Consider the following 15,155-nt stretch of genomic DNA (forward strand, 5'->3'; position numbering starts at 1 on the left):
ATCCGGCCGGCGATCCGGTCGCCCCGCCGCTCCGACCGCGTCGACGGTCACGGCCGGCCGCCCGGGACCGGGGTGGGACGAAGCCGCGCGACCTGGCGGGCGAAGCGGCTCGCCGGCGCCTCGGCGGCCACCGCGAGCGCGTCGGGCCACTCGTCGACGTCGCGCAGCACCGGCAGGGGCAGCGTGCGCAGCCCCCGCCTCGCGAGGGCCAGCCAGGTGCGCTGGCCGGTCCACGCGGTAGACATCGGCACCGCCCGCAACGCGGCGGCCTGCCTAGGGTCGCGCAAACCCAGCGCCCACCATCCGCCGTCCACCGCCGGACCGAGCACGGCGTCGGCCAGGTCGAGACACCGCGCCGCCGCGAGCAGTCGCCCCGGGGTCAGTTGCGGCGTGTCCATACCGATCTGCAGCACCGGCCGGCCCGGCCAGGCCGCCGCCACGTCGGCATGGGCGTTGGCGAGCCGGTCGGCCAGGTCGCCACCCCGCTGGGCCAGCACCGACCAGCCGGCGAGGGCGGCCGCCAGTTCGGCGCCGTCCTCGGCGTCGGCGACGCATCCCCGTACGGCAAGCACGGGCGTCACCCCGGGTACCGCGCGGACGGCGTCGAGAGTGTCGCGCAGCGCCGCTGCGGCGATCCGGGCCGCCTCACCGGGAGTGGCCGGCGGGCAGAGCCGGGTCTTGACGGCACCCGGCACGGGCGCCTTGGCCATCACCAGCAGCACGGTCATCGGGATCGGCCCACGGTGCGCAGGACGCCGGCGAAGTCGCGGGTGGCGCGCAGCGTGCCGCGTACCGAGCCGGAGACCTTGGACCGGGTGCCGGCGGCCCGAGGGGCGTAGCTGACGTCCAGCTCCCGGATCCGCCAACCGGAGGCGGCGGCGCGGATCAGCAGTTCGAGGGGATAGCCGAAGGCCCGGTCGCTGACGCCGAGGGCGAGCAGGGCGTCGCGGCGGGCCACCCGGATCGGGCTGAGGTCCCGCAGCGGCACGCCCCGCTGTCGCAGCAGCGCCGCGACGAGAGCCGTGCCGGCGCGGGCGTGCCAGGGCCAGGCGCCGGCGCGGACGGGTCGTCGCCGGCCCACCGCCAGGTCGGCGGCGCCACGGGCGACCGGGTCGACCAGGGCGGGCAGTTCCGCCGGGTCGAACGAGCCGTCGGCGTCGAGAACGCAGACCAGTTCCGCGTCGGCGGCCAGCAGGCCGGCGTGCACGGCCGCGCCGTACCCCCGGCGGGGCTCCTGCACCACCCGGGCGCCGTGCCGCGCGGCCACCTCCGCCGAGCCGTCCCGGGAGCCGTTGTCCACCACGATCGCCTGGTATCCGTGCGGCAGTGCGGCGAGGACGCCGGGCAGGGCGGCGGCCTCGTCGAGGCACGGCAGGACCACGTCGATCGGTGTCGGCATACCGCCGACGCTAAGCCGCGACCAGGGCTGCGGCAGCCAGATCGGGCCTTACGGATCTGTTACCGACGCATCGTTTCTTACCGGACGGAGACGTTCCGGCCGTTCACCTGTCGCCGCTGCCGGGAAGGTCGTACGGTCCGGTCGGCATGGGAACGACCACGAGATCGGCTGTCGCGCCCCGGCGCGCGTCGACCCGCCAGCGGCACGCCGACCTGACGGTGCTGGGCGTCGAGGTCGCGCTGTTGGCGCTCGCCGTGGCGGTCGGCGCGGTCCTCAACGCCCGTGGCGTGGGTCTGCACGCGGACGCCGCCCCGCTGTACGCGACCTGGCGGCCGCACCTCGGCTGGGGCACTCCGGCAGCGGTGCTGGTCGCGGCGGCCGTGATCGGCGTCGGGGTGCGCTGGGCCCGCGCGGCACGGTGGGGGCCGATGCTCGGCGTGGCCTACCTGGCCTCGGTGGCGTGGACGCTGTCGCTGGCCCTGGTCGACGGCTGGTCAGCCGGGTTCGCCGAGCGGCTCACGCCGCAGGCCGAGTACCTGCACGAGGTGCCCGGGGTCACCGACGTCCGGGCCATGCTCGCCGGCTTCACCGGCCGGATCCTCGACTTCCAGCCGGACTCCTGGTCCACCCACACCGCAGGGCACCCGCCCGGGGCCCTGCTGGTGTTCGTGTTCCTGGACCGGGTCGGGCCGGGCGGGGGCACCACCGCCGCGCTGGTGTGCGTCCTGGTCGGCGCGACCGTCACCGTCTCCGTCCCGGTGGCGCTGCGGGCGCTCGGCGCCGCCGCCGACGCCCGGGCCGTGCTGCCGTTCCTGGTGCTGCTGCCCGGCGCCGTCTGGGTGGGCGCCTCCGCCGACGGCCTGTTCACCGGCGTGGTCGCGGCGGGTCTGGCCCTGCTGGCGGTACGCGGACGGATGGCACCCGCCGCCGGTGGCCTGCTGCTGGGCTGTGCCCTGTACCTGTCGTACGGCTTCGTGCTGGTCGGCCTGCTTGCGCTGGCGGTGCTGGTGCTGCGCCCGACGGATCGGATCGGCGCCCTGCTGGCGGGGGTTTCCGGGGTCGCGGTGGTGGTGGCCGCGTTCACGGCGGCCGGCTTCTGGTGGTGGGACGGCTACCAGCGGGTGGTGGAGCGGTACTACCAGGGCTGGGCGGCCGACCGCCCGTACGGCTACTGGGTGTGGGCGGACCTGGCGGCCCTGGTGTGCTGCGCCGGGCCGGCGGTCGGGCCGGCGCTGCGCCGGGCGACAGGCCGGGGTCTTCGGCGGCCGGGACCGGCACTGCGACGCTGGTCGCCGCTGGCCGCGGCGTCCGCCGCCGGGCCGGCGGTGCTGCTGCCGCTGGCCGCGGCGCTGGTGGTGCTGGCCGGCGACCTGTCCGGGCTGAGCAAGGCCGAGGTGGAGCGGATCTGGCTGCCGTTCGCGGTCTGGCTGCTGGTGGCCACCGCCCACCTGCCGGAGCCCACCCGTCGCTGGTGGCTGCTCGGGCAGGCGGGCACCGCGCTCGCGGTCAACCACCTGCTCTGGACGGTCTCCTGACCACCGTCGCACGCGGCCGGACCAGGTGCTCGGCGGCGTTGCGGCGGTCGGTCAGGCCGGCAGGGCCGCCGGTTCGCGCAGCGGGTCGGTGGCGAAGGCGGCGATTCCGTCGGCGAACCCGACCCGGGCGGTGTAGCCGAGCAGTTCGGCCGCTCGGCGCGGGTCGGCGACGACGTGCCGGACGTCGGCGACGCGGGCGCCGCCGACCACCAGGGGCGCCGGGCCGGCCATCGCAGCAGCCAGGGCGGCAGCCAGGTCACCGACGGTGTGCGGCTCGCCGGAGCAGACGTTGACCGGCACCAGGGGCTCCGGCGGCGGCGTGGTCAGCGCCAGCAGGTTGGCGCGCGCCACGTCGGTGACGTGGACGAAGTCCCGCCGCTGCCGGCCGTCCTCGAGCACCCGGGGCGGCCGGCCCGCCGCCAGCGCGGACCGGAAGATCGAGGCCACTCCGGCGTACGGGGTGTCGCGAGGCATCCGAGGACCGTAGACGTTGTGGTAGCGCAACGCCCACGCCGTGCCACCGGTCTGGCGCGCCCAGGCGGCAGCCAGGTGTTCCTGGGCGAGCTTGCTGGCGGCGTACGTGCTGCGCGGCTCCAGCGGGGCATGCTCGGGCACCAGCGCCGGGGTGAGGCTGCCCGAGCAGCGCGGGCAGGTCGGGTCGTAGCGGCCGGCGGCCAGATCGGCGGGACTGCGCGGGGCAGGTCGCACGGTGCCGTGCCGGCCACACTCGTAGCGCCCTTCGCCGTAGACGACCATCGAGCTGGCCAGCACCAGCCGGCGCACCCCGGCGCGGTGCATGGCCGCCAGCAGCACGGCGGTGCCGTAGTCGTTGTGGCTGGCGTAGCCGGGCGCGTCCGACGGGTCGAGTCCATGTCCGACCATCGCCGCCTGGTGGCACACCGCGTCGATGCCGGGCAGCAGCCGATCGAGCAGGTCAGGATCGCGGACGTCACCAACCACCGGGGCATGCCGCCGGGCCCACTGCGGCAGTTCCCCGCCGTGCGCCTGGGGCAGCAGCGCGTCCATCGCCACCACCTGGTGCCCCTCGCCGGCGAGCAGGTCGGCGACCTGGGACCCGATGAAGCCGGCCGCGCCGGTGACCAGTACCCGCATGTCGGGCAGCGTAGGTCGGCGCCGGGCCGTCCCGGGCCGGGTCGGCCCGGCCGTAAGGATCCCGAAACATGACGGTCATCGTGCCGCCGGCCCGCCTTCGGTGATCCGGCAAACCGGATCGCCCGGCCGGCGCCGCGCATAACCTGCCCGAGTGGAACCCGGATCGGCCCTCCGGCCGGACCCGGGGTCCCGGCGTCGCGACGGGAGCAGCGCCGACTGGCATGAGGAGGATCGGTGAACGCGGACAGCACCTCTGCCGCCGGGGGTGGCCCGGCCGGGCCGGGCCGCGATCACCGGCCCGACCGGCCGGGCTACGGCTTCCCCCGGCGATGGTGGGCGTTCCTGGCCGAGCATCCCCTGCCCGGCGTCGCGACCGTGCACCGGCGGTGGCGCAGCCCGTGGCTCACCGCCGTGTACGGCGCGGTTCTGCTCGTCGGGCTGCCGCTGGTGTTCCTCACCGGGCTGCTGGACTACCTCGCCTACTCCCCGCAGTTCGGTCAGGCGTTCCCGCACGACGTCGGATGGCTGCGGCTGCCGCCGTTCGACTGGCCGACCCGTCCGTCCTGGCTGTTCCGCCTCACCCAGGGCCTGCACGTGGGGCTCGGGATCACGCTGGTCCCGGTCGTGCTGGCCAAGCTCTGGTCGGTGTTGCCGAAGCTGTTCGTCTGGCCGCCGGCGCGCTCGCTGGCGCAACTGTTGGAGCGGCTGTCCCTGCTCCTGCTGGTCGGCGGGATCCTCTTCGAGATCGCCACCGGCCTGCTCGACATCCAGTACGCGTACCTGTTCGGGTTCGACTTCTACACCGCCCACTACTTCGGGGCGTGGGTGTTCGCCGCCGCGTTGGTCACGCACGTGGCACTCAGGTTCCGGCGGATGCTCACCGCGCTGCGGTCCCGGTCGCTGCCCGAGGAGCTGACCACCGTCCGCGCGGCCACCCGGTCCGAGCCGCCGGACCCGGACGACCTGGTGACCGCCCGGCCCGGGCCGGCGACGATGAGCCGGCGCGGCGCGCTCGCCCTGGTCGGTGGCCTGTCGCTGCTGCTCGCCGCAGTCACCGTGGGGCAGCACTTCAACGGGCCGTGGCGGCGTACCGCGCTGCTGCTGCCCCGGGGCCGGCAGCCCGGCGCCGGACCGACCGGGTTCCCGGTCAACCGGACCGCGGACGCCGCCGGTGTCGGCGCCGCCGACACCGGGCCGGGATGGCGGCTCACCCTGCACACCGACGGGCGGCGCGTCGCCCTGGACCGCGCCGGCCTGCTGGCCATGGCCCAGCACACCGTCACGCTGCCCATCGGCTGCGTGGAGGGCTGGTCGACGGTGCAGACCTGGACCGGGGTACGGCTGCGTGACCTCGCCGCCCTGGCCGGCGCGGCCGGGATCACCGCCGCGCACGTACGCTCCCTGGAGAAGACCGGGCTGTTCCGGCAGGCGACGCTGCAGGCCAACCAGGTCCTCGACCCGGACTCCCTGCTCGCGCTGCGGGTCAACGGCGTCGACCTCTCCCTCGACCACGGGTACCCGGCACGGGTCATCGTCCCGGCCCTGCCCGGGGTGCACTGCACGAAATGGGTGGCGGCGATCGAGTTCCGCGGGAGTACCGGTGGGTGACCTCGGGGCCCGGTTCCGGGCGGCGTACGGTGCGCCGCTCGGGCAGCTGCTGCTTCTCGCCGGCAGCTTCGCCGTCACCGGGTGGGTGGTGCTGCGGCTCGCCGGGGAACCGGCCGCCGGCCGGATGCTGATCTGGTTCGTGGGCGCGGCGATCGCCCACGACCTGGTGCTGTTTCCGATCTACGGGCTGACCGACCGCGCGGCGCGGCGGGTGCTGGGCTCCCGCGCGGTGCCGGCGTCGGGGCCCGCGCCGTTGAACCATGTCCGCGTGCCGGCGCTGGCCTCGGGCCTGCTGTTCCTGGTCTACCTGCCGGGCATCCTCCGGTTGGGTCGGCCGGCCTATCTGGCCGCGTCGGGGCAGGACCAGCGGCCGTTCCTCACCCGGTGGCTGCTCGCCACGGCCGTCCTGTTCCTGATCAGCGGCGCTGGCTACGCGTTGCGCCGGTGGTGGGCACGACGCCGGTGAATCGGCCGCGTTGCCGACAACTATTCGTGGTAGCTCTCGGTCGTCGGCTCGCACGCCAGCTCGATCGACCGGTCGCACGTGGCCGGACGCCCGATCGGTGGACCGGTCAGTCGGCCAGCCAGGCGCGGATCTCCGCGCCGTGCTCGTCCAGCCCCGGCGGCGGCAGGTCGTGGCGGGGCGGGGTGGCGGAGAGGCCGATCGGGTTGCGTACCCCGGGCACGCCTTCGACCGTTACCACCGGTTCGAGGCCCAGATCCCCGGCCAGGGTGATCCCGCCGTCGACCGTGTTGATCGGGCTGCACGGCACGCCCGCCGCGCGCAGGTCGCGGAACCATTCGTCGCTGGTCCGTTCGCGCAGCCGCGCGACCAGGAGCGGTCGTAACAGCTCGCGGTTGGCGGTGCGGTCCTGGTTACGCCGGAAGCGCTGATCGTCGGGCAGCGCCGGCAGGCCGAGCACCCGGCACAGGGTACGGAACTGGCCGTCGTTGCCGGCGATCACCACGAGTTCGCCGTCGGCGGTGGGCAGCGGCTCGTACGGGAAGATGCTCGGATGCGCGTTGCCCATCCGGAACGGCACCGTGCCGGCGGCGACGTGGGCGCTGCTGTGGTTGACCAGGCCGGACAGGGCCGAGGAGAGCAGGTTGACCTCGACGTGCTGCCCGGCGCCGCACCGCTGCCGGTGGTGCAGGGCGGCGAGGATCCCGACGGCCGCGTGCAGCCCCGCCATCACGTCGAACACGGCGACCCCGGCCTTGTACGCCGGGCCGTCCGGATCCCCGGTCAAACTCATCAGCCCCGAGGCTGCCTGGACCATGAGGTCGTACCCGGGCAGGTCCGCGCCCGCCGCCGTGCCGAAGCCGCTGATCGAGGCGTAGACGATCCCGGCGTTGGTGGCGGCGACGCTGTCGTAGTCGAGGCCGAAGCGGCGCAGCGCGCCGGGCCGAAAGTTCTGCACCACGACGTCGGCGCGCCCGGCGAGGCGGTGGGCCAACGCCAGGTCGCCAGGATCGGTGAGGTCCAGGGCGACCGAGCGCTTGTTGCGGTTGACGCCGAGGTAGTAGGTGGCGACTGCGTCGCGGACCGGCGGCATCCAGGTGCGGGTGTCATCGCCGCCGGGTCCCTCCACCTTGACGACGTCAGCGCCGAGGTCGGCGAGAAGCATCGTCGCGTAGGGGCCGGCCAGGATCCGGGAGAAGTCCGCGACGAGGACGCCACGCAACGGACCGGACCCGTGCTCCCCCATCGCCGCTCCCGTCCCTGCCGCCACCACGTTCGGCACCACCGTACCGGCGGATCCGGACGGTGGTCGGATCAGCGCGGTCGCGCCGCCCCCACCCCGGGAGGCCGTCACCTCGCTACCTCCGCACCACCGTCGTGCTCACGCGGCGCGGGTGAGCTGGTCGAGTCGCTGGAGTCGGCCGTCCTGGGCCAGCTCGCCGAAGAGGAAGATCTCGGTCGTGATCGAATCGCCTCTACGCATGACCGCGGTCAGGGTGTAGCGGGCGGCGACCCGGTCGCCGGCGATCAGCGCGTCGTGAATCTCGGTGTGCACGCTCACGGCGCGCTTGCGGGCCGGGCGAACGTGTGCGAGCAGCCGCTCACGATCGAGCACCACGCCGTCGTTGTACAGGACGAACCCGGGTGCGTGGTACCGGTCGAACACCGCCTCCGGATCCTCCTCGCCGAACGCGACGTCGTGTGGGTACCGAGCCAGGTACTCGCGCAGGTCCATCGGAGTCCTCCCCGCCCGACAGCTCTGACAATGCCGTCCAATATACCGGCCACGGTTATCCTGGCAACCGTGTCAGAGTTACCGGCCCGGCGGCGCCAGCGCGCGGACGCCAGGCGCAGCAGCGCGACGGTTCTGAACGCGGCGATCGAGTTGCTCGGCCGCCGGCCGGAGGCGAGCATGGACGACATCGCCTCAGCTGCCGGGGTGGCCCGGCAGACGGTCTACGCGCACTACCCGTCCCGGAAGGCACTGATCACCGCCATCGTCGACCGACTCACCACCGAGACCGCCGAGGCACTCGCCGGCATCGATGCCAATGCCGGCTCGGCAACTGACGCGTTGCGGGCATGGCTGGAGGAGAGCTGGCGGCTGATGCACCGGTACCCGGTGCTGCTGACCCCTGCCATCGCCGCCGTCGAGGGCGGCGACTCGTACGAGCGGCACATACCGATCATGGATACGCTGCTGCCGATCCTGGAGCGCGGGCGCCGCGACGGAGAGTTCGACGCCGCGCAGCCGGTCCACTGGTACGTCAGCGCGATCGTCGCGCTGGGCCACGCCGCCGGCCAGGAGGTGATCGCCGAGCGGATGAGCGTGACCGCCGCCGGCCTGGCCTTCCGTGCGGCGGCGCTTCGGGTCGGTACCGGCCGGCAGCGATGCGACCACGCGACCGGCAACTGACGGGCACGGCGCAGCGGTGATCAGGTAACCGGGAGGCGGGGGATGTCGTGTCCGCTCCGCGTGTCCTTCCCGGACAGTGGCCGTTGTACGAGATGTGCAGGCGAAACGCTCCGCCGTCGCAGCGAACCTCCCGGCATCCCGGTGGCTGGCCGAGCGGGCCCGGCGCGGCGGCGACCAGCGGCAGCGGGCGCACGACGCGCTGATCGAGACCTGGCGATGGCAGGAGGAACATCTCGTCCGGCTGCGGATCGAGGCCGCCGGCTTCCTCGGGTGCACGGAGCCACGGACCGGACTGCCCACCGAACTCGACCACGACGAGGTCGTCTACCGCGTACTGCCGACTGTGGAACTGATCGAGGCCGAGGCACGGCACCTCACCGGGCTGCCCGCGCCGGGACTGACCGTCGCGGCGGCCACCGTCGACGAGCCCGAGCGCGCGCTGCCGGCGGGCCTGCGGGTGGTCGACGCCGGCATGGCGGTCGTCACCGACCGCCGGATCGTCTTCGCCGGGCGCGACGGCCGACGCGAGTGGACGTACCGGAGCATGCTGGGCCCGGGGCACCACCCCGACGTCCCGATCACCCTGCTGCACACCGCAGACGGCCGCCGCCCGGCCGGGTTGCGGATCCCGGCCGCCGCCGCCGTGAACACCCGCTTCTACCTCACCCTCGCCTTCGCCACCGCCACCGGAGCACGCGCGGCCGTCGTCGGGCAGGTCGACGCGCTGCTGGCGGCCCACCGCGACGCCCGGCCGGCGCCGCCGGCGGCGCCACACGCTCCGTTCCCCGTGCCGCACCCCGAGCGGATGTCGGCGGCCGGGGCCGCCGTTGTCGCGGTGACGCTCGCGGCGCTGGTCACCGGCACCCTCCGCGCCGAGCCGGCGGAACCGCCGTACGGAACCGGGGCGGGCGCGGGCGGCGCCGCCGTCACCCCGGAGGCGGGCGGGATCACCGGCGACCCGGTCCCGAGCCCGCTCTCCGACCCCGCGCCGACCGTCCGCCCGCCGGCGACCGCTCCCGGAGGCCGGACGGCGGGTGATGCCGCCACCGGGGGCCGGCCGGTCGCCGAACCCGTGACGCGTCGCAGCACCGTTCCGGCGGCACGCGCCACGACGAGCGCGCCGGCACCGACCGCCCGGCCCACGCCGACCGCCGCGCCCGCGACGCGTACCCCGGGCCCCGCTCCGGCCACCGCCCCTGCCCCGACAGCGGTACCGTCCCCGACGGCGTCGGCCGGCTCCGCGGTGCGCGCCGACTGCCCCGGCCTCCTCCGGCTGCCGCTGGTGGAATCGCTGCTGTGTCGGTGAAGCAGCTCATGAGCGTGCCGGCGACCATCGGGACGCCGCAGCGGGGACGACGCCGGGCGCCGGCCCGGTCGGCGACGCCGGCCCGGTCGTCACCCCGGGACGGCGCCGGTCAGGACCGCGGGGTGAGCCGGTAGTCGTCGGCGTCCGGGCTCCACCGCAGTTCCACCACGCCGCTGGTGGCCGCCGCCTTACAGAACTGCAGGAAGCTGCGATAGCCGAGCTTCTTCTCACTGAAGTCGGGTCGCGCCCGGCGCAGCTGGTCCTTCAGCCCGGAGAGCGCGACCTCGCCGCCACCGGCCAGATCCGCGACCACGGAGCGCAGCAGCGCGAAGGCGGCCTCCTGGTCACCGCGTTCGGGCAGCGACACCTCGGGGTCGCCCTTGGCGGGCCCCTCGGCCAGCTCGACCACGTTGTGTTCGGCGAGGTAGCGCAGGAGTTCGCCGAAGGTACGGAAGCCGTAGTCGGACTCGCTGAACGTCGGGTCCTTGCGCAGCAGGGTCCGCTTCAACCCGGAGGCCGTCACCTCACCGCTGGTGCCGCCCTGGAGGCCGGCCACCGTCTGCGCCACGAGGACGGTGAGCGTGTCGACGTCACGGGCGGGTTCCTCCGTCACCGGCTGGGGCTCCGGCGGCTGGGGTGCCTCGGGGGCGGGCGTCCGCCCGTTACGGCCACGCCGACCGGCGGTGGTGGGCACCTCGACCCCCTCCAGCCGGTCGTAGTAGAGGAACTCGTCGCAGGCTGGTGGGAGCAGGGCCGAGGTGGACCTCTCCACACCGACCCCGATGACCCGCTTGTTGAGCTCGCGAAGCTTGTAGACCAACGGGGTGAAGTCGCTGTCGCCGGTGCAGATCACGAACGTGGACAGGTAGTCGCGTTCGAAGGCCAGCTCCACGGCGTCGACGGCCATCTTGATGTCGGCGGCGTTCTTCCGGGTGGCGCCCATCCGCTGGGGGATCTCGATGAGTTCGACGTGCGAGCGGGTGAGCATCCGCCGGTCCTCGTCGAAGTACGACCAGTCGGCGTACGCTCGGCGCACCACCACCCGGCCCCGCTCCGCCAGGGCGTCGGCGATCGGGCGGAAGTCGAAGGCCCGACCACCGTGATGGTCGCGTACGCCCAGCGCCAGGTTCTCGTAGTCGAGGAACAGCGCGATCCGGTCTTCGGCATCCACGCCGGCCAGCCTACGCCCGGCGGGACGCCCGTCCGCGCCGACCGCGCCCGGGGCGGCGGACGCGACCGGCCGGTCCCGGGCGATCCGGAGGCCACGGGTCAGTGGCGGCGCCAGGCCAGGACGCCGACCGCCGCGCCGGTGAGGCCGGCGGCGGTGACCAGGCGGTGCCGGGACAACCAGGCCTGCGGGCTGTGGCGGTGTGACCGGCCGCCGAAGCTGCCCCGTGCGCCGTAGTCCCGGCCCCGCGGGCCGTCCGCCGGCTGCCACAGGTTGACCGGCCGGTCCCGGTCGGCCGGCCGCTCGGCCTGCTGCGAGTCGTAGCCGGTACGGGCGAGGTACCGGTCGAGCAGGCCGGGTGCGATCCGGTTGCCGAGGATGGTCAGGGCGGTGGAGATGCCCACCCAGTACTCCCGGCGGCCGGGCCGGTCGGCGGCCCCGACGATGGCCCGGGCGGCGACCGCCGGTTCGTAGATCGGCGGCACCGGTTGGGCGTGCCGGGGCAGCCGGGACAGCAGCCAGTCGAACTGCGGGGTGTTCAGCGCGGGCAGCTGCACCATGGTCACCTTGACGTTGCTCCGGTCGTGCATCAGCTCGCAGCGCAGCGCCTCGGTGAACCCGACGATCGCGTGCTTGGCCCCGCAGTACGTGGCCTGCAACGGGATGCCCCGGTAGGCCAGCGCCGATCCGACCTGGACGATGGTCCCCCGGTCCCGGGGCGCCATGTGGTGCAGGGCCACCCGGGTGCCGTGCACGTAGCCGAGATAGGTGACCTCCATGGCCCGGCGGAACTCCTCCGGCCGGGTCTGCTGGAACGGGGCGAAGACGGAGCTGAACGCGTCGTTGATCCAGAGGTCGATCGGCCCTAGTTCGGCCTCGATCCGCTGGCCGGCGGCCACCACCTGGTCGTACTCGGCCATGTCCACCTCGACGGGCAGGGCCCGGCTACCGGCTGCCCTTACCTCCTCGGCGGCGGCGTCCAGGCCGGTGCGTCCCCGCGCCAGCAGGGCGATGGCGATGCCGCGTCGGGCGAGCAGCCGGGCGGTGGCCCGCCCGACCCCGGCGCTGGCCCCCGTGATCACCGCCACCCGCGCGTGCTCCCGGTTTCGGCCCATCACACTCCCCTGACGTCGTCCGTCCTGTCCCGTGCTGTACCCCGGCATCGGCCGGGTACTCCGGTCGGACCCGGGATCCGCGGCAGGTGTGCGCCGGCCCGCGCCGGGTAGGGGCTGCGGGAGGTGGTGCCGGTGGGACGGGACGAGCGGCCCGGCGCGCCGGCGACGGACGCCCGCGGGCCGAGCGTGTTACGCGAGTACGCGCTGCTCGCCGACGGCCACCGGGGCGCCCTCGTCGGGCCGGACGGGAACGTGACCTGGCTCTGCGCGCCCGGGTGGGCGGACCCACCGGTGCTCAGCGGCCTGCTCGGCGGCCGGGGCGACTACCTGGTGACACCGGCGAACCGCCGGTACGTCTGGGGTGGCCACTACGAGCCGGGCTCGCTGGTGTGGGTGAGCCGGTGGGTGACCACGGACGGGATCATCGAGTCCCGCGAGGCCCTGCTGTTTCCCGGCGAGGATCGGCGGGTGGTGCTGCTGCGGCAGATCCACGCGCTGGACCGGGACGCACTCGTCCACGTCCGGCTCGATCCGCGCGCCGACTTCGGCCGGGAACCGGTGCGCGAGGCACGCCGCGACGGGCCGCTCTGGCTGGCCCGTACGGGCGGCCTGTACCTGCGGTACAGCGGCGGGGAACGGCTCCGACCCACCGGTGACGGCCCGCTCTGCGGCGAGCTGGCGATCCCGGCCGGCGGGCGGCACGATCTGGTGCTGGAGATCGCGACGGAGCCGTTCGACACCGAGCCGCCCCGGCCCGACGAGTCGTGGCGGACCACCGAGCAGACCTGGGCGGGGTCCATGCCGCCGCTCACCGGCGGGCCCGCGCAGCGGGACGCGGTCTTCGCGTACGCCGTGCTGCGCGGCCTGACCAGGCCGGGCGGCGGCACGGTGGCGGCGGCGACCATGGCGCTGCCCGAGCGGGCCCTCGCCGGCCACAACTACGACTACCGCTACGCCTGGCTGCGGGACCAGTCCTTCGTGGGCCAGGCCGCCGCCCTGGTCGGCCGGTACGACCTGCTGGACGACGCGGTCGCCTTCCTCACCGAACGGGTGCTCGCCGACGGTGACCGCCTCGCCCCCGCGTACACGGTCGACGGCGAACCGGTGCCGCCGCAGCACGGGCTGGATTTCCTGCCGGGCTATCCGGGTGGGTCGCCCCGGGTCGGCAACTGGGTCCGGGAGCAGTGCCAGCTCGACGTGTTCGGCGAGATCGTGCTGCTGCTCGCCGCCGCCGGACGGGACGACCGGTTGGACGACGCCTCGTGGCGGGCGATGGAGCTGGCCGTGCGGACCATCAGGGAGCGCTGGCACCAGCCCGACTCGGGCGTCTGGGAGCTGCCGGCCCGGCAGTGGACGCACTCGAAGCTGATCTGCGTGGCCGGGTTGCGGGCGGCCGCCCGGATCGCACCACGGGGGTTGGCCGGGCGGTGGGCGGCGCTCGCCGACACGATCCTCGCCGACGCCGCGGCACACGGCCTGCACCCGTCCGGGCGGTGGCAGCGGGCGTACGACGACGGGCGGGTCGACGGGGCCCTGCTGTTTCCCGGCATTCGGGGAGCGCTGCCGACGGGGGATCCGCGTACCGAGGTGACCCGGCGGGCGGTCCTGGCCGAATTGGAGTGCGAGGGCTATTTGTACCGGTTCCGCCCGGACAGCCGCCCGCTCGGCGACGCGGAGGGCGCCTTCCTGCTCTGCGGGTTCGCCGCGGCGCTCGCCGCCTGGCAGGCCGGCGACGTGGTGGGGGCCAACCGGTGGTTCGAGCGCAACCGGGCCGCGTGCGGAGCACCGGGACTCTTCACCGAGGAGTACGACGTGCAGCAGCGGCAGCTGCGCGGAAACTTTCCGCAGGCGTTCGTGCACGCGCTGATGCTGGAGACCGCGGTGATCCTCGGCCAGGCCGAACCCTGCCCCGGCCCGCACTGACCAGACCCCGACGGCGCACACCCCGGTCACGCCACCCGGTAGGTCTCCGCGTCGGCGGTCCGTAGGTCGAGGCCGTTGCCCGGCCCGTCCAGCGGCACCGCGGCGGCGCCTCCGGTGGCCGGCACCGCCCCGTCGAAGAGCATCGACTCGATCCGGACGTGGTCGTGGAACCATTCGAGGTGGCGCAGGTTCGGCACCGCGGCGGCGACCGGCAGGTGCTGGTGCGGCGCGCAGTGCGCCGACACCTGCAGGCCGGCGGCGGCGGCCACCGCCGCCGCGCGCAGGAACTCGGTGATGCCACCGCAGCGGGTGACGTCGATCTGGAGGCAGTCGACGTACGGGGCCATCCGGTGGAAGTAGACCAGGTCGAAGCCGTACTCGCCGGCCGCCACGTCGGGCCGGACCTGGTCGCGGACCAGCCCGAGGCCGGCCAGGTCGTCGGAGCTGACCGGCTCCTCGTACCAGCGCACGTCCAGGTCGGCGGCGGCCCGCATCACCCGAACCGCCTGCTTGCGCTGGTAGCCACCGTTCGCGTCGACGTACAACTCGGCGTCGTCGCCGATGACGCGCCGGGCGGCGGCCATCCGGGCCAGGTCGCGCGGCACCTCGGTCCCCCAGGACTCCCCTATCTTGATCTTCACCCGGGGAATGCCCTGGTCGTGCACCCAGCCGGCGAGCTGGCGGTGCTGCTGCTCGTCGTCGTACGTGGTGAAGCCGCCGCTGCCGTAGACCGGCACCTCCCGGCGGGCGGTGCCCAGCAGCCGGGCCAGCGGCAGGTCGTGCCGGCGGGCCTTGAGGTCCCAGACCGCGCAGTCGGCGGCCGACAGCGCCAGCCCGGCCACCCCGGGTCGCCCGGCGTTGCGCAGCTCGCGCTGCATGACCGTCCAGACGGCCGGCACGTCGTCCGGGTCCAGCTCGGTGACCACCGGAGCGAGCAGCTCCGTCACCACCGGCGCCACGGCCGCCGGTCCGTAGGTCCAGCCGAGGCCGGCGTGCCCGTCGGCCTCGGCCCGGACCAGCGTCAGGGTGGTGCCGGACCAGGCGAGGGTGCCGTCGCCCTCCGGGGCGTCGGTGGGCACCCGGTACGCCGCCGCGGTCAGCCGCACCCG

Annotated in this window: 14 protein-coding genes; 6 read left to right on the forward strand and 8 right to left on the reverse strand. The window is 74.9% G+C overall.

Annotated features, from left to right (window positions below):
• Window positions 1-47: 47 nt before the first annotated feature.
• Both ACIRG9_RS15230 and ACIRG9_RS15235 read right to left on the reverse strand, forming a co-directional pair.
• On the reverse strand, window positions 48-728 hold the full coding sequence (locus ACIRG9_RS15230) for a DUF2064 domain-containing protein (RefSeq protein WP_402855332.1): 681 nt from the start codon (window positions 726-728) through the stop codon (window positions 48-50).
• A complete protein-coding gene (locus tag ACIRG9_RS15235) occupies window positions 725-1,399 on the reverse strand; it encodes a glycosyltransferase family 2 protein (RefSeq protein WP_402855335.1) in 675 nt (224 codons plus the stop codon). Before ACIRG9_RS15235 ends, ACIRG9_RS15230 begins: the two co-directional genes overlap by 4 nt.
• Window positions 1,400-1,545: 146 nt before the next feature.
• Between ACIRG9_RS15235 and ACIRG9_RS15240 the strand changes: the two genes are divergently transcribed.
• Entirely contained in the window at window positions 1,546-2,934 is a 1,389-nt protein-coding gene (locus ACIRG9_RS15240; RefSeq protein WP_402855338.1) for a hypothetical protein, read from the forward strand.
• Between the two features lie 51 nt (window positions 2,935-2,985).
• Here the strand turns inward: ACIRG9_RS15240 and ACIRG9_RS15245 are convergent, their stop codons facing one another.
• Window positions 2,986-4,047 carry an NAD-dependent epimerase/dehydratase family protein gene (locus ACIRG9_RS15245; protein ID WP_402855341.1) on the reverse strand — a complete coding sequence of 354 codons (1,062 nt, stop codon included), beginning with the start codon at window positions 4,045-4,047 and terminating at the stop codon, window positions 2,986-2,988.
• A gap of 234 nt (window positions 4,048-4,281) precedes the next feature.
• On the opposite strand from ACIRG9_RS15245, the gene ACIRG9_RS15250 reads away from it, so the two are divergent.
• Window positions 4,282-5,655, forward strand: coding sequence for a molybdopterin-dependent oxidoreductase (locus tag ACIRG9_RS15250; protein ID WP_402855344.1), 1,374 nt, complete (start codon window positions 4,282-4,284; stop codon window positions 5,653-5,655).
• Window positions 5,648-6,121 carry a hypothetical protein gene (locus tag ACIRG9_RS15255; protein ID WP_402855347.1) on the forward strand — a complete coding sequence of 158 codons (474 nt, stop codon included), beginning with the start codon at window positions 5,648-5,650 and terminating at the stop codon, window positions 6,119-6,121. The genes ACIRG9_RS15250 and ACIRG9_RS15255 overlap by 8 nt, the downstream gene beginning before the upstream one ends.
• Before the next feature lie 106 nt (window positions 6,122-6,227).
• Here the strand turns inward: ACIRG9_RS15255 and ACIRG9_RS15260 are convergent, their stop codons facing one another.
• Both ACIRG9_RS15260 and ACIRG9_RS15265 read right to left on the reverse strand, forming a co-directional pair.
• A complete protein-coding gene (locus ACIRG9_RS15260; protein WP_402856063.1) occupies window positions 6,228-7,364 on the reverse strand; it encodes a CaiB/BaiF CoA transferase family protein in 1,137 nt (378 codons plus the stop codon).
• Between the two features lie 135 nt (window positions 7,365-7,499).
• The gene (locus ACIRG9_RS15265; protein ID WP_402855350.1) at window positions 7,500-7,853 is read right to left on the reverse strand and encodes a nuclear transport factor 2 family protein; all 354 of its coding nucleotides are present in this window, start codon (window positions 7,851-7,853) and stop codon (window positions 7,500-7,502) included.
• Between the two features lie 69 nt (window positions 7,854-7,922).
• Here ACIRG9_RS15265 and ACIRG9_RS15270 point away from each other — a divergent pair, with 69 nt between their 5' ends.
• Window positions 7,923-8,534: a TetR/AcrR family transcriptional regulator gene (locus ACIRG9_RS15270; protein ID WP_402855353.1), complete on the forward strand. Its 612-nt coding sequence runs from the start codon at window positions 7,923-7,925 to the stop codon at window positions 8,532-8,534.
• A 76-nt stretch (window positions 8,535-8,610) separates the two neighbouring features.
• Window positions 8,611-9,840: a hypothetical protein gene (locus ACIRG9_RS15275; RefSeq protein ID WP_402855356.1), complete on the forward strand. Its 1,230-nt coding sequence runs from the start codon at window positions 8,611-8,613 to the stop codon at window positions 9,838-9,840.
• A gap of 109 nt (window positions 9,841-9,949) precedes the next feature.
• On the opposite strand, the gene ACIRG9_RS15280 is transcribed toward ACIRG9_RS15275, so the two are convergent.
• The gene (locus ACIRG9_RS15280) at window positions 9,950-11,011 is read right to left on the reverse strand and encodes an NYN domain-containing protein (protein WP_402855359.1); all 1,062 of its coding nucleotides are present in this window, start codon (window positions 11,009-11,011) and stop codon (window positions 9,950-9,952) included.
• Window positions 11,012-11,109: 98 nt separating this feature from the next.
• Window positions 11,110-12,123 (reverse strand): SDR family oxidoreductase, encoded by a 1,014-nt coding sequence (locus ACIRG9_RS15285; RefSeq protein ID WP_402855362.1) that lies wholly within the window; start codon window positions 12,121-12,123, stop codon window positions 11,110-11,112.
• A 132-nt stretch (window positions 12,124-12,255) separates the two neighbouring features.
• Here ACIRG9_RS15285 and ACIRG9_RS15290 point away from each other — a divergent pair, with 132 nt between their 5' ends.
• Window positions 12,256-14,046, forward strand: coding sequence for a glycoside hydrolase family 15 protein (locus ACIRG9_RS15290; protein WP_402855365.1), 1,791 nt, complete (start codon window positions 12,256-12,258; stop codon window positions 14,044-14,046).
• Window positions 14,047-14,072: 26 nt separating this feature from the next.
• Here ACIRG9_RS15290 and ACIRG9_RS15295 read toward each other — a convergent pair whose 3' ends face one another.
• Window positions 14,073-15,152, reverse strand: a complete 1,080-nt coding sequence (locus ACIRG9_RS15295) for an enolase C-terminal domain-like protein (RefSeq protein WP_402855368.1) — start codon at window positions 15,150-15,152, stop codon at window positions 14,073-14,075.
• Window positions 15,153-15,155: the final 3 nt, after the last annotated feature.

The organism is Micromonospora sp. NPDC093277, assembly GCF_044765245.1.
In the GTDB taxonomy this organism is placed as follows: Bacteria; Actinomycetota; Actinomycetes; order Mycobacteriales; family Micromonosporaceae; genus Micromonospora.